This window comes from Enterococcus sp., from assembly GCF_022711995.1.
Taxonomy (GTDB): Bacteria; Bacillota; Bacilli; order Lactobacillales; family Enterococcaceae; genus Enterococcus_D.
In genome coordinates this window covers 1-14,366 of sequence record NZ_JALAHI010000127.1, presented here as the reverse complement: position 1 = coordinate 14,366, position 14,366 = coordinate 1, and the positions used below count along the sequence as shown (strand labels likewise).

The window sequence follows — 14,366 nt, the reverse complement described above, 5'->3', positions numbered from 1 at the left end:
GTCTAATAGGAATCGTTTTATTAAAAAAAGAATCCTTTTCGCTTGTCTTATTCTCGTTTAAATGATAGTTTATAGTAGTAAATGATTTTTCGATGATACAGATTTTATCCCTGTTACATTCGAAAGTGAATTTTTATATCAGAGAGGAAAGTGTGTCAAGATGGCAAAAAAACAAAAAGCACTTGATTTCCAAGCAATTTTGGAACAAGTCAATGCAGATTTTCCAACTTATCAAGCATTGGACAAAGACGGAAAAATCGTAAATCCAGATTTAGTACCTGATCTAAGTGACGACGAATTAGTCGAGTTGATGACTCGTATGGTATGGTCTCGTGTGTTAGACCAACGCTCTACTGCGTTAAACCGTCAAGGTCGTCTAGGTTTCTTCGCGCCAACAGCTGGTCAAGAAGCAAGTCAATTAGCAAGTCATTTTGCATTTGAAAAAGAAGATGTGCTTTTACCTGGTTACCGTGATGTTCCGCAATTGATCCAACATGGACTTCCATTGAAAGAAGCATTCTTATGGTCTCGTGGACATGTAGCTGGTAACCTTTACCCTGAAGATTTGCAAGCTTTACCACCACAAATCATTATTGGTGCGCAATATGTGCAAGCAGCAGGTGTTGCTCTTGGATTGAAAAAACGCAACAAGAAAAATGTTGTCTTCACTTATACAGGTGATGGCGGTTCTTCACAAGGGGACTTCTATGAAGCAATCAACTTTGCGGGTGCTTACCATGCAAACGCTGTATTTTACATCCAAAACAATGGTTTTGCGATCTCAACACCTCGTGAAGTTCAAAGTGCTGCTAAAACATTAGCTCAAAAAGCAGCAGCAGCAGGTATTCCTGGAATTCAAGTAGACGGTATGGATCCATTAGCTGTTTACACTGTATCAAAAGCAGCTCGTGAATGGGCAGCCAATGGCAATGGTCCAGTATTGATCGAAACATTGACTTACCGTTATGGTCCACACACATTATCAGGGGATGACCCAACTCGTTACCGTTCCAAAGATATGGATAGCGAATGGCAACAAAAAGATCCATTGGTTCGCTTCCGTACGTACTTAACGGAAAAAGGACTATGGTCTGAAGAAAAAGAAGAACAAATTATTGAACAAACAAAAGAAGAAATCAAAGCTGCAATCGCTGAAGCTGACCGTGTACCTAAACAAAAAGTTTCCGATTTCTTGAAAAATATGTTTGAAGTTCAACCACAAAACATTAAAGAACAAATTGCAATTTACGAAGCGAAGGAGTCGAAATAGTCATGGCACAAAAAACAATGATTCAAGCAATTACAGATGCCTTAGCTGTTGAAATGGAAAACGACAAAGAAGTTTTAGTCTTTGGTGAAGACGTCGGTAAAAACGGCGGAGTTTTCCGGGCAACAGAAGGTTTACAAGAAAAATTCGGTGAAGATCGTGTTTTCGATACCCCTCTTGCTGAATCTGGTATCGGCGGTTTAGCTTTCGGTTTAGCACTAGAAGGTTTCCGTCCAGTTCCAGAAATTCAATTCTTCGGATTCGTTTTTGAAACATTTGATGAAATCGTTGGACAAATGGCGCGTACCCGTTACCGTATGGGCGGCACTCGTAATTTGCCAATCACCATTCGTTCACCATTTGGTGGCGGTGTGCATACACCAGAATTGCACTCAGATAACTTGGAAGGATTGATTGCTCAATCACCAGGTATCCGTGTCGTAATCCCATCAAATCCATATGATGCCAAAGGACTATTGATTGCGTCTATTCGCAGCAATGACCCTGTTGTTTTCTTAGAACACATGAAACTTTACCGTTCATTCCGTGAAGAAGTGCCAGAAGAAGCTTATGAAGTTCCATTGGACAAAGCAGCGGTTACTCGTGAAGGAACTGACGTATCGATCATCACTTATGGTGCGATGGTTCGTGAAGCAATCAAAGCAGCTGATAACTTAGCAAAAGAAAACATCAATGCTGAAATTATCGACTTGCGTACAATTGCGCCTCTTGATGTAGAAACAATCATTAAATCTGTTGAAAAAACAGGTCGCGTGGTCGTTGTTCAAGAAGCTCAAAAACAAGCAGGTGTTGGCGCTCAAGTCGTTTCTGAAATTTCTGAACGTGCGGTTCTTTCATTAGAAGCACCAATCGGACGTGTATCTGCTCCAGATACGATCTTCCCATTCGGTCAAGCAGAAAACATCTGGTTGCCAAATGCTAAAGATATCGAAGACAAAGTGAAAGAAATCGTGAACTTTTAATAGTTGAAGAAGGGAAGAATAGAAAATGGCATTTCAATTTAAATTACCGGACATCGGTGAAGGGATCGCAGAAGGCGAAATCGTAAAATGGTTCGTTAAACCCGGCGATACCATCAATGAAGATGATACTTTACTAGAAGTTCAAAATGATAAATCAGTGGAAGAAATTCCATCTCCAGTTACTGGTACCGTAAAAAATATCCTAGTATCAGAAGGAACCGTTGCGAATGTTGGGGATGTATTAGTAGAAATCGATGCACCCGGACATGAAGACAACGAAGGGGATGCAGGAGTAGCTGCGCAAGCTCAAACGCCTGCACAACCAGCTGCTGTCCCTACAACTGAAGCTGCATCTGCTGGCTCATCAGAAGGCGAAGGCGTATTCCAATTCAAATTGCCAGATATCGGTGAAGGAATTGCAGAAGGCGAAATCGTAAAATGGTTCGTTAAAGCTGGCGACACCATCAATGAAGATGATACATTACTAGAAGTTCAAAACGATAAATCAGTGGAAGAAATCCCATCTCCAGTTACTGGTACCGTTAAAAATATTCTAGTATCAGAAGGAACCGTTGCGAATGTTGGTGACGTATTAGTAGAAATTGATGCACCTGGACATAACAGTGCACCTGCTACTAGTGCTGCTGCAACCACTGAAGTGCCAGAAAAAGTTGAAACTTCTGGTTCTGCAAGTGTCGTTGAAGCCGCTGATCCAAACAAACTTGTGTTGGCAATGCCTTCTGTCCGTCAATTTGCTCGTGAAAAAGATGTCGACATCACACAAGTAACGGCAACTGGCAAAGGTGGCCGTGTGACAAAAGAAGACATCGAAAACTTCCTATCTGGTGGCGGTGCTCCAGCAACTGCAGAAGCAGCTCCAGCGAAAGAAGAAGCGCAAGCACCAGCAGCCGAAAGCAAACCAGCTGCACCAGCGAAAGCCTTCAAGTCTAACTTGGGTGATTTGGAAGAACGTGTGGCATTAACAGCAACACGTAAAGCAATTGCGAAAGCAATGGTCAACAGCAAACATACAGCTCCTCATGTTACATTGCATGATGAAGTAGAAGTAACAAATCTTTGGGATAACCGTAAGAAATTTAAAGAAGTTGCTGCTGCCAATGGCACAAAACTTACTTTCTTGCCATATGTTGTCAAAGCATTGACTGCGACAGTTAAAAAATTCCCTATCTTGAATGCTTCAATCGATGATGCAAAACAAGAAATCGTGTACAAACACTATTACAATATCGGTATCGCTACAGATACAGATCATGGTTTGTATGTACCAAACGTCAAAGATGCAGACCGTAAAGGCATGTTTGCAATCGCTGATGAAATCAACGAAAAAGCAAAACTTGCGCATGACGGCAAACTTTCTGCAGATGACATGCGTAACGGAACAATCACCATCAGTAACATCGGTTCTGTAGGTGGTGGCTGGTTCACACCAGTAATCAACTACCCTGAAGTAGCAATCTTGGGTGTTGGTACGATTGCGCAACAACCAATCGTGAATGCTGAAGGCGAAATCGTTGTCGGTCGCGTAATGAAACTTTCATTAAGCTTTGACCACCGTATCGTTGATGGAGCAACAGCGCAACAAGCAATGAATAATATCAAACGTCTTTTAGCTGATCCAGAGCTATTAATGATGGAAGGATGATTAACAAATGGTAGTTGGAGATTTTGCTGTTGAATTAGACACAGTTGTAATCGGTGCGGGACCTGGCGGCTATGTAGCTGCCATCCGCGCTGCGGAAATGGGACAAAAAGTTGCAATCATTGAAAGAGAATACATTGGCGGCGTTTGTTTGAACGTTGGCTGTATCCCTTCAAAAGCATTGATTGCTGCTGGACATCATTATCAAGAATCATTAGATTCAACCATGTTTGGTGTCTCTAGCGAAAACGTAACTCTTGATTTTACTAAAACACAAGAATGGAAAGACAACAAAGTTGTAAAAACATTGACTTCAGGTGTTGGCTTCCTATTGAAAAAACACAAAGTTGAAATAATTGAAGGGGAAGCTTTCTTCGTTGATGATCATACATTGCGTGTGATCCATCCTGATTCAGCTCAAACTTATTCTTTCAACAATGCAATCATCGCGACAGGTTCTCGCCCAATTGAAATCCCTGGTTTCAAATTCGGTGGACGTGTCCTTGATTCTACCGGCGGATTGGCATTAAAAGAAGTGCCTAAGAAATTCGTTGTTATCGGTGGCGGTGTCATTGGTTCTGAACTAGGTGCAGCTTATGCAAACCTAGGTGCAGAAGTAACGATCCTTGAAGGTTCACCTCAAATTTTACCAACCTATGAAAAAGACATGGTTAAATTAGTTGAAGAAGACTTCGCTAAAAAAGGTGTAACCATCGTTACCAACGCAATGGCTAAAGAAGCAGTTGACAATGGCGATAGCGTAACTGTCAAATATGCGGTGGATGGCAAAGAAGAATCTGTAACAGCAGACTATGTGATGGTAACAGTTGGCCGCCGTCCAAACACTAATGACATGGGCTTAGAACAAGCCGGTGTGGAAGTTGGCGAACGTGGCTTGATCAATGTGGACAAACAAGGTCGTACCAATATCCCTAACATTTTTGCGATTGGTGATATCGTTCCTGGTGCAGCTCTTGCCCACAAAGCAAGTTATGAAGCAAAAATTGCTGCTGAAGCCATTTCTGGTAAAAAAGTTGCTGTTGACTACAAAGCAATGCCAGCAGTTGCCTTTACAGATCCAGAATTAGCTTCTGTCGGTATGACGATCAAAGAAGCAAAAGATGCTGGAATCGAAGCAAAAGCTTACAAATTCCCATTCTCAGGTAATGGTCGTGCATTATCTCTTGGAAAAACCGAAGGATTTATCCGCTTAGTAACAACAGTGGAAGACAATGTACTTATCGGCGCGCAAATCGCTGGTTTAGGTGCAAGTGACATGGTTTCAGAACTAGCACTTGCTATCGAATCAGGTATGAATGCAGAAGATATCGCATTGACAATCCACCCACATCCATCTTTAGGTGAAATCACAATGGATGCTGCTGAGTTGGCATTAGGTTTACCAATCCATATCTAAGTTTTATGAAACTCGTTCATCTTCTGATGGACGAGTTTTTTTATCAAATAAGGCGAAGAATTTATATTGACAGAATCTTCTGTAAATGATACGATGCTTGTAATCATTTTAACCGTTGATGAGGAAAGTAAATCGATTTGGCAAGCTTAGAGAGTCTTCGTGTGGTGCAAGAAGAACTTGGAGAATCGAAAGAAAATGGCCTCAGAGGTGATCTTCTGAACTTGAGTCAAAGATAAGGAGATCCGGGTGCGCCCGCTAACGCGTCAGAGTATACCGACTTGTTCTGTCGCGTACTTGATGAGAAGCATGCTGCAAAGCTAGCTTGAATAAAGGTGGTAACACGTAATCACGTCCTTTGATATTTCGATATCAGAGGGCTTTTTTTATTTACATTATGGAGGAGGAGTAGTATGACAGAACGATTTGAGACGATTCAATTACATGGAGGACAAGTACCAGATCCAACAACGGGGAGTCGAGCCGTACCAATCTATCAAACCACATCCTATGTGTTTGATGATGCAGATCAAGCGGCGGCAAGATTTAGTCTTAGCGAAAGTGGTAATATCTATACCCGCATTACCAATCCAACGACAGCTGTTCTAGAAGAACGGTTAGCCTTATTAGAAGGCGGTGTCGGCGCATTAGCAACGGCTTCTGGCTCGGCTGCAATCACCTATGCGATCATAAATCTCGCACAAGCAGGGGACCATATTGTCTCAGCTGCTTCAATCTATGGTGGGACGTATAATTTGTTCGCACATACACTGCCAGATTTTGGCATCACGACAAGTTTTGTAGATAGTGAAGATCTAGTCGCTCTAAAAGCAGCCATTCAAGAAAATACCAAAGCCGTTTTTCTTGAGTCTTTAGGCAATCCTGATATTGACATTGCCGACTTCAAAAAGATTGCTGCCATCGCCCATGAAGCAGGGATTCCCCTCATTATTGACAATACCTTTGCAACCCCTTATCTATTCCGCGGCTTTGAACATGGGGCGGACATCATTGTTTATTCGACGACAAAATACCTTGGTGGTCACGGTGCTGCTTTGGGAGGTGCCATTATCGATAGTGGTAACTTTGATTGGACAAATGGCAAATTCCCCAAGCTTGTCGCTCCTGATCCAAGCTATCATGGGGTCTCATGGGTAGAAGCAGCCGGCAAAGCAGCCTACATCACTCGAGCACGAACGATTCTTTTACGGGATACAGGTGCTGCGATTTCTCCCTTTAATTCATGGGTTTTGCTTTTAGGTATCGAGACTCTCTCATTGCGGATGGAACGCCATGTCCAAAATGCGCAACAAGTTGCTGAGTTTTTAGCCAAGCACCCGCAAGTCTCTTGGGTCCATTTTCCAACATTGCCTGACAGCCCTTACTTTGAACGAGCACAGGCGTATTTCCCAAAAGGAACCAGTTCGGTCTTTTCATTTGGTCTTAAAGGTGGGGCAGAAGCGAGCAAAACCTTCTGCGGTGCAACCAAGCTCTTCTCTTTACTGGCAAATGTCGGTGATGCAAAGTCATTGATCATTCATCCGGCTTCAACTACCCATTCTCAGCTAAGCTTAGCAGAACTAGCAGCAGCCAAAATTCGTCCGGAGACGATTCGCCTCTCCATTGGATTGGAAAATATTGATGATTTATTGGAAGACCTAACACAAGCCTTTGAACAGCTCTGATGCTGTTTCAGAATCATGTAGAAGAAGCAAGTCGGAAAAGCGCAACGTAAGTTGTTGCGCTTTTTGATGTTTGTCAGTGTTTTAAGATAAAATGCCGTTTCTATCTCTTGAAGGATAGTAAATCCGCCTGTTCTATGCTATATTTAGTTGCCAAGGAAAATGGATAAGGTGGGGGATGTATGCGTAATCAAACAAGTGACAAGAGGATTCGATTTTACTATACAAGTTTGCAATTTCTGTATTGGATGATGTTTTGCTCAATCTATGGTTTTGCGACACTCTTTTTGATTTATTTCAAGGTCGATCCGGCAAAAATCGGCGGTATGTTGGCACTTATCAATATTGCCTCCACGATTTTACAACCCTTCATCAGTCAAGTGATCATCAAAAAACGCAAGATCCCACTGATCAATGTCCTGAAATCGTTGATTATTGGCGTGATGGCGGTGCTATTAGCAGGTGTGATCGTACCCGCATTGTCGATAGTCACCTATGTTTTAGGGGGGATTTTGCTCGTTTCCATGCAGTCCTTTCTTAACGCTTTAGCATTTGAATATACAAATAGCGGCAACAAAATCAATTTTGGTTTTTCACGGGCCGGCGGTTCATTAGGGTTTGCTGGTACTTCTTTTTTGTTGGGCCAGCTCTTGGAGAACTTTTCGGCAGCCCTCTTGCCGATGATTGCTATCGGACAAGCCGTGCTTTTTTTCATTATTTTACTTTTGCTGCCAGCAGTCAAGAAGCCTGAAATGCCAGTTATACTCAATGAGCCAAATCATTCAGGTGCATTTTTGAAAAAATATCCTTTTTTACTCTTTCTGTTTGTCGGTTTTAGCTTTCTTTTCAGCTTCCACACGATGATCAATAGCTTTTTGGCACAAATTTTTGCTGATATTGGCGGTGGCAGTAAAGAGGTGGGCATCGCGCTGATGATTGCGGCATTATGCGAATTGCCGGGGATGATTTTCTTTGAACAGTTAGTGAGAAAACGGTCTAGCCGTTTTTGGCTGTTGTTATCCAGTGTTGCTTTTGCCCTTCGAGGAGTGCTGATGCTGTTGATCAGCTCCATTATCTTGATGGAAATGAGTCATTTGATGCAAGGAGTTAGCTTTGCCTTGTTTATCCCCGCATCCGCTTATTTGTTCAATCATAGTTTGGCAGATGAGGATCGGGTCTTTGGACAAACAATTATCATCATCGCCACCACAATTGGTGGGGTGATCGGCAACCTATTAGGTGGGCTGCTGATTCAAAATTTCGGTGTCTGGGAAATGCTCCTAATCGGCACGGGCTTTGCCGTTTTAGGTGCTGTGTTGACATTTGTCGGTGTGAAAAAAATTCCTCGAACGAATAAGAAATTAGCGATCCGAAGTGAATGATCGGTATTTATAGAAAAAGCGTGTCCACCGCATTTGCTCCGGTGACACGCTTTTTTTTCGGATGGACTGGTGTTTATTTCTTTTCTAAAACAGCGATGAATTCCCGCATATAATCGGGTAGATCCGGGGGTCTGCGGCTGGAAACGATGTGTCCATCAGTGATAACTGGTGTATCTACCCAAGTAGCTCCGGCGTTTGTCATGTCGTCTTTGATGCCAGGGGTACTCGTAACTTTTCTTCCTTGCAAAATATTCGCGGAAATCAAGACCCAGCCGGCATGACATATTTGACCAATGACTTTTTCTTCTTTGTCCATCGCTTGAACAAAAGAAATGACTTGTGGGAATCGGCGCAGTTTATCCGGTGCCCAACCGCCAGGGACTAAGATGGCATCATAATCAGCCGCATTGATGTCGTCAAAAGCAAACGCAGATTCTGCAGGAACTCCGTATTTTCCTTTATAGCTTTTATGGGCTTCTTCCCCCACTAAATCCACTTGAGCGCCTTCTTCTCGCAAACGGTGAACAGGGTACCAAAGTTCTAGATCCTCGAAATCATTGTCGACTAACGCGATGATTTTTTTGTTTTTTAAGCGCAAATGAAATCCTCCTTTATTCTTGCTATTCTTACTGTAACATCAAGGAAAAGGAAACACCAAAAGTATGCTTTTTCACGGATTTGATAAAAGCGACCTGAAAAGAAGAAAGCGTAGCTGTTTTTTAATCATCGGAGCATTGTCACTGAAAAGACATTAAGAGATAATCAAAGGAATCAATGATCTTCATGAGAGGAGGAGAGATAGGACATCATGGGTTCTTCTTCAAAACATTCTTTAATAGGGGGTGCATCTCTCACTGAGAGGTGCCCTCTTTTATTTTGCGACAGAGTCTCTGACCAATTTGTATTTTTATGGTACACTGAATAGGACGAATAGGGGTGATTAAAATGCGTGATTATCAATATCCTCTAGATCTGGACTGGTCAACAGATGAAATGGTTATTGTAATGAATTTATGGGATCGCTTAGAACAAGCCTACGAGAAAGGGATCCCGGCAGCGGAGTTTTTAGAAGCTTATCGGCAGTTTAAGAAAGTTGTGCCAAGTATTGGGGAAGAACGCCGTTTAGGCAGAGATTTCGAAGACTTGAGCGGATATTCATTGTATCGAACACTTCAAGCAGCCAAGACGACAAGCGGTAAACTGAAAATGAAGGAGTAGAAAGAAACCATGCAAGAAATCGTTAGTGAAATCCATAGCTGGATGATTGCAGCAGGGGAAAAAATCAAAGAAAACCTAAACAAAGAGCATCTAATTGTGGAAACCAAATCTGGTCGGAAAGACTTAGTGACTGAGCTAGATAAGGCAACTCAAGATTTTCTGATTGAGAAGATTCGAGCCTTCGATCCAGAAGCGAAAATTTTAGGAGAAGAAAATGGCTTAGATCGACTGTCAGACTTTAGTGGACGAGTATTTATCATTGATCCTATTGACGGAACCATGAATTTCGTGTTGGAAAAAGAGAACTTCTGTATCATGGTCGCTGTATATGAAGAAGGCCAAGGGCGTTTTGGCTTTGTTTATAATGTCATGAAAGATGAATTTCTTTGGGGTGGACCGGAGATTGGGGTCTTTTGCAACGGACAAAAAATCGATCCGCCGAAAGATATTGCTTTAGAGGAAGGATTGATTGGATTAAATGCGCCTATGTTGATGCATAATCGTCATCATGAAGTCGAAATGAGTGAACGGGCACTCGGTGTACGAATGACCGGTTGTGCCGGCATCGAATTGATTGCGCTGGTTTTAGGTCAGCGCGCAGGGTATATTTCCAATCTAGCGCCCTGGGACTATGCCCCTGGCGGTATCTTAATGGAAACATTAGGTTTAAAAATGGCGAATATCACCGGAGAAGAACTTGCTCTAGATGGTCGAGAATTGTTTATTGGTGGTACACCAACAGCATTTCAAGAATTATTGACGATCGCAAATCAATAAATGAAGAGCAGATATCTACGGATATCTGTTTTTTTCTGTAAAAATGAAAACTTTGCACTATATTTCAGAAAGAAATTCTGGTATAATGGCTTGTCGAGTGCAATGTCACCAAAAAAGGAGTTTATAAATTGAATATTAGAAATGATATCCGCAACGTCGCTATTATTGCCCACGTTGACCACGGAAAAACTACATTAGTTGATGAATTATTGAAACAATCCCAAACGTTAGATAGCCATACCCAATTACAAGAACGGGCGATGGATTCAAATGCGATTGAAAAAGAACGTGGTATCACGATCTTAGCAAAAAATACGGCCGTTGAATACAATGGCACAAAAATCAACATCATGGATACCCCAGGACACGCGGACTTCGGTGGAGAAGTGGAACGAATCATGAAAATGGTTGACGGTGTTGTCTTAGTTGTTGATGCCTATGAAGGTACAATGCCGCAAACACGTTTTGTATTGAAAAAAGCGTTGGAACAACATTTAGTGCCAATCGTTGTTGTAAACAAAATTGATAAACCATCGGCTCGTCCAGAACACGTTGTCGATGAAGTGTTGGAATTATTTATTGAATTAGGTGCAGATGACGATCAATTAGATTTCCCAGTCATTTATGCTTCAGCAATCAACGGCACATCTAGTGCATCAGACGATCCAGCTGATCAGCAAAAAACGATGGCGCCATTGTTTGATACGATCATTGAACACATTCCAGCACCAATCGACAATAGTGACGAACCTTTGCAATTCCAAGTATCATTGCTTGATTATAATGATTATGTTGGACGTATCGGAATTGGCCGTGTCTTCCGCGGATCAATCAAAGTTGGCGACCAAGTTGCATTGATGAAATTAAACGGAGAAGTCAAAAAATTCCGTGTAACGAAACTTTTCGGTTTCTTTGGTTTGAAACGTTTAGAGATCCAAGAAGCCAAAGCTGGCGATTTGATCGCTGTTTCTGGAATGGAAGATATCTTCGTTGGTGAAACAGTGACACCAATCGATCACCAAGATTCATTACCTGTGTTGCATATTGATGAACCAACATTGCAAATGACATTCATCGTGAACAATTCTCCTTTTGCTGGTCGTGAAGGAAAATTCGTTACAGCACGTAAAATCGAAGAACGCTTGATGGCTCAATTGCAAACAGACGTGTCATTGCGTGTTGATCCAATTGGACCTGACTCATGGATTGTTTCTGGTCGTGGGGAACTTCATTTGTCGATCTTGATCGAAAATATGCGTCGTGAAGGCTTTGAATTGCAAGTTTCTCGTCCAGAAGTCATTGAACGTGAAATTGATGGCGTGAAATGTGAACCGTTTGAACGTGTTCAAATCGATACACCGGAAGAATACATGGGATCAGTAATCGAATCATTAGGTATGCGTAAAGCAGAAATGCAAGACATGATCAATACAGGAAATGGACAAGTGCGGATCATTTTCTTGGCACCTGCTCGAGGATTGATCGGTTATACGACAGAATTCTTATCTATGACTCGCGGTTACGGAATCATGCACCACACCTTCGATCAATATTTGCCAATGATCCAAGGTCAAATCGGTGGTCGTCATCAAGGGGCACTGGTTTCTATCGATACAGGTAAAGCAACGACTTACTCGATCATGAGTATTGAAGAACGCGGAACTGTTTTTGTTGAACCAGGTACCGAAGTATACGAAGGAATGATCATTGGTGAAAACTCTCGTGACAAAGACTTAACCGTTAATATCACGAAAGCAAAACAAATGACTAACGTTCGTTCAGCAAACAAAGACCAAACATCCGTTATCAAGAAACCTCGTATTCTTTCTTTGGAAGAATCATTGGAATTCTTGAACGATGATGAATACTGTGAAGTAACCCCAGAAAGCATTCGTTTGAGAAAACAAATCTTGAACAAGAGCGAACGGGAAAAATCACAGAAAAAGAAAAACAGCTGATAAATAAAACACCTAAGGAAGTTTAAGACTTCTCGTGTAGATGATTTTCCGAAGGATGGAAAAGGAATTGCTCTTGTGGTGCAGCGGCTCTTCGCCGCAGAGCCTAAAAGCAATCAGCCGATTCTGTCCTTCGGATGTTTTTTGTTCAAAATGTTGGCGAAGAGCCATCATCGAAATAAACAGCGCTTGCAATTTCAGTGATTCCTTTTTAAAATGAGAAAAGCAAGCACAAAGGAGAAACCTATGAAAAATTATCCTGTTAAGAAGAATCAGGAACTTGAAGTCGATATTTTAGACCTTTCCCATGAAGGAAACGGTATCGCCAAAGTCGATGGCTATTTACTTTTTATTGAAAACACATTACCCGGCGAACGTGCGCTAGTCAAAGTCTTGAAAGTTGGCAACAAATTCGGTTTTGCCAAAGTGATGAAACTGTTACAAGCGAGTCCAGATCGTCAAGAGTTGCCTAATGAAGATTTATTGCGAACCGGTATCGCACCTTTGAGTCATCTGAAGTACGAAAAACAATTGGCATTCAAACAGCAACAAGTAGAGAATGTTTTAACAAAAGTTGCGAAAATGCCGCAAGTTGAGGTATTGCCTACGATCGGCATGGAACAACCTTTTGGCTACCGCAACAAAGCGCAAATTCCCGTTCAAAAAATCAAAGGGCAGTTGACTACTGGTTTTTACCGCAAAAATAGTCATACCTTGGTACCAATCGAAGATTTCTATATCCAAGATCCGGCGATCGATCAAGCAATCGTAACCGTCCGGAACATTTTGCAGCGTTTTAACGTCAAAGCCTACAACGAAGAAGCTCACGAAGGCTTTTTACGGCACGTTGTGATCCGTCGCGGACACCACTCGGGTGAAATGATGGTCGTTTTAGTCACACGAAAAGCGAAGTTTTTCAAAGGAGAAGAGATTGCTGAAGTCATTCATGAAGAGCTTCCTGAAGTAGTATCTGTGATCCAAAATATCAATGAAGAAAAAACCAATGTCATCATGGGTGATGCAGAGAAAGTCCTTTATGGAAAAGCTTCGATTGATGACCAATTGTTCGATAAGACGTTCCAAATCTCTGCCAAATCTTTCTACCAAGTCAATACGGCCCAAACAGAAGTGCTGTATCAAAAAGCGTTTGAATTAGCAGATCTACAGCCGGATGACATTGTCGTGGATGCGTATGCCGGCATCGGAACCATCGGAATCAGCTTAGCTGATCGTGTCCAAGAAGTTCTCGGAATGGAAGTTGTTGCTGAAGCGGTCGAAGATGCCAAAGCAAATGCTGCGAGAAATGGCTTAGAAAATGTTCATTACTTTGTAGGCAAAGCAGAGAAGATTATGCCTCAATGGTTACGTGAAGGCATTCAGCCAACTGTTGTCTTTGTCGATCCACCAAGAAAAGGACTAGAAGCCAGCTTTATCGAGACAACCGCTGCGGTTAAGCCAGAGCGCATTATTTATATTTCCTGCAACCCAGCCACACTGGCACGTGATCTAGCGCTATTTGCAGAAGAAGGCTATGTGACAAAACAAGTCCAGCCAGTTGATCTATTCCCACAAACCACACATGTGGAATGTGTAGTCTTGTTGACCAAATAAGACTACACAAATATCAGAGCGATTCAGGATGATTCTTGAATCGTTCTTTTTGGTTCAAAAAAACAAAAAAGAAGACAAATAAAAAAATACGTTTTCTCGTAGTGATCAGGTAATGTTTTGACAATACGATTCCAGATGATTAGCCTTAAGAGATAGCTCAAAAATAGTAGTCTCCTAAGATAGACTTGTTGCGGAAACTTAGGAGGCTACTATTTTTGTGATTCCTGTTTGAAAATCTAAAGCAAGGAGAAAAATGAGTAGTTAAATATTTTTCAACTGACTTTTTTTCATTATCAACTTCTTCTTTCTGATTTGAAATAGGCGTTTCGGTTTTGTCAGTTAAGAGGATAGGTGTAGAGTGTAGATTACTTCCACACAATGTGTTGATATATTCCATTGAAGCTTCAGCATTTACGC

At 41.8% G+C, this 14,366-nt stretch carries 12 protein-coding genes and 1 other annotated feature; of the genes, 10 read left to right on the top strand and 2 right to left on the bottom strand.

Annotated elements, in window-relative coordinates:
- Positions 1–160 precede the first annotated feature (160 nt).
- From pdhA to Q0A12_RS12715, 6 genes are all read left to right on the top strand, one after another.
- Entirely contained in the window at positions 161–1,270 is a 1,110-nt protein-coding gene (gene pdhA / locus Q0A12_RS12740; protein ID WP_291293026.1) for a pyruvate dehydrogenase (acetyl-transferring) E1 component subunit alpha, read from the top strand.
- Between the two features lie 2 nt (positions 1,271–1,272).
- On the top strand, positions 1,273–2,250 hold the full coding sequence (locus tag Q0A12_RS12735) for an alpha-ketoacid dehydrogenase subunit beta (RefSeq protein ID WP_291293025.1): 978 nt from the start codon (positions 1,273–1,275) through the stop codon (positions 2,248–2,250).
- Positions 2,251–2,275: 25 nt separating this feature from the next.
- Positions 2,276–3,913: a dihydrolipoyllysine-residue acetyltransferase gene (locus Q0A12_RS12730; protein ID WP_291293024.1), complete on the top strand. Its 1,638-nt coding sequence runs from the start codon at positions 2,276–2,278 to the stop codon at positions 3,911–3,913.
- A gap of 7 nt (positions 3,914–3,920) precedes the next feature.
- Positions 3,921–5,327, top strand: a complete 1,407-nt coding sequence (gene lpdA / locus Q0A12_RS12725; RefSeq protein WP_291293023.1) for a dihydrolipoyl dehydrogenase — start codon at positions 3,921–3,923, stop codon at positions 5,325–5,327.
- Between the two features lie 106 nt (positions 5,328–5,433).
- Positions 5,434–5,686: a binding site (T-box leader), on the top strand.
- Between the two features lie 51 nt (positions 5,687–5,737).
- Positions 5,738–7,009, top strand: coding sequence for an O-acetylhomoserine aminocarboxypropyltransferase/cysteine synthase (locus Q0A12_RS12720; protein ID WP_291293022.1), 1,272 nt, complete (start codon positions 5,738–5,740; stop codon positions 7,007–7,009).
- Positions 7,010–7,188: 179 nt separating this feature from the next.
- Positions 7,189–8,388 carry an MFS transporter gene (locus Q0A12_RS12715; RefSeq protein WP_291293021.1) on the top strand — a complete coding sequence of 400 codons (1,200 nt, stop codon included), beginning with the start codon at positions 7,189–7,191 and terminating at the stop codon, positions 8,386–8,388.
- 73 nt (positions 8,389–8,461) lie between these two features.
- On the opposite strand, the gene Q0A12_RS12710 is transcribed toward Q0A12_RS12715, so the two are convergent.
- Positions 8,462–8,986, bottom strand: coding sequence for a type 1 glutamine amidotransferase domain-containing protein (locus tag Q0A12_RS12710; RefSeq protein WP_291293020.1), 525 nt, complete (start codon positions 8,984–8,986; stop codon positions 8,462–8,464).
- Positions 8,987–9,333: 347 nt separating this feature from the next.
- On the opposite strand from Q0A12_RS12710, the gene Q0A12_RS12705 reads away from it, so the two are divergent.
- The 4 genes from Q0A12_RS12705 (at position 9,334) to rlmD (ending at position 13,949) form a co-directional block, all read left to right on the top strand.
- A complete protein-coding gene (locus Q0A12_RS12705) occupies positions 9,334–9,606 on the top strand; it encodes a UPF0223 family protein (protein WP_291293019.1) in 273 nt (90 codons plus the stop codon).
- A gap of 9 nt (positions 9,607–9,615) precedes the next feature.
- Positions 9,616–10,383, top strand: a complete 768-nt coding sequence (locus tag Q0A12_RS12700; protein WP_291293018.1) for an inositol monophosphatase family protein — start codon at positions 9,616–9,618, stop codon at positions 10,381–10,383.
- Between the two features lie 128 nt (positions 10,384–10,511).
- A complete protein-coding gene (gene typA, locus Q0A12_RS12695) occupies positions 10,512–12,341 on the top strand; it encodes a translational GTPase TypA (protein WP_003127228.1) in 1,830 nt (609 codons plus the stop codon).
- 243 nt (positions 12,342–12,584) lie between these two features.
- Entirely contained in the window at positions 12,585–13,949 is a 1,365-nt protein-coding gene (gene rlmD, locus Q0A12_RS12690) for a 23S rRNA (uracil(1939)-C(5))-methyltransferase RlmD (RefSeq protein WP_291293017.1), read from the top strand.
- A gap of 157 nt (positions 13,950–14,106) precedes the next feature.
- Here the strand turns inward: rlmD and Q0A12_RS12685 are convergent.
- Positions 14,107–14,366: hypothetical protein (locus Q0A12_RS12685; RefSeq protein ID WP_291293016.1), on the bottom strand; the 260-nt coding region annotated here is incomplete at its 5' end.

Coding starts and splice junctions, on each gene's coding strand:
- Q0A12_RS12715 (WP_291293021.1), top strand. CDS start 7,189: ATGCGTAATCAAACAAGTGACAAGAGGATTCGATTTTACTATACAAGT.
- Q0A12_RS12705 (WP_291293019.1), top strand. CDS start 9,334: ATGCGTGATTATCAATATCCTCTAGATCTGGACTGGTCAACAGATGAA.
- rlmD (WP_291293017.1), top strand. CDS start 12,585: ATGAAAAATTATCCTGTTAAGAAGAATCAGGAACTTGAAGTCGATATT.
- pdhA (WP_291293026.1), top strand. CDS start 161: ATGGCAAAAAAACAAAAAGCACTTGATTTCCAAGCAATTTTGGAACAA.
- Q0A12_RS12700 (WP_291293018.1), top strand. CDS start 9,616: ATGCAAGAAATCGTTAGTGAAATCCATAGCTGGATGATTGCAGCAGGG.
- Q0A12_RS12735 (WP_291293025.1), top strand. CDS start 1,273: ATGGCACAAAAAACAATGATTCAAGCAATTACAGATGCCTTAGCTGTT.
- Q0A12_RS12720 (WP_291293022.1), top strand. CDS start 5,738: ATGACAGAACGATTTGAGACGATTCAATTACATGGAGGACAAGTACCA.
- lpdA (WP_291293023.1), top strand. CDS start 3,921: ATGGTAGTTGGAGATTTTGCTGTTGAATTAGACACAGTTGTAATCGGT.
- Q0A12_RS12730 (WP_291293024.1), top strand. CDS start 2,276: ATGGCATTTCAATTTAAATTACCGGACATCGGTGAAGGGATCGCAGAA.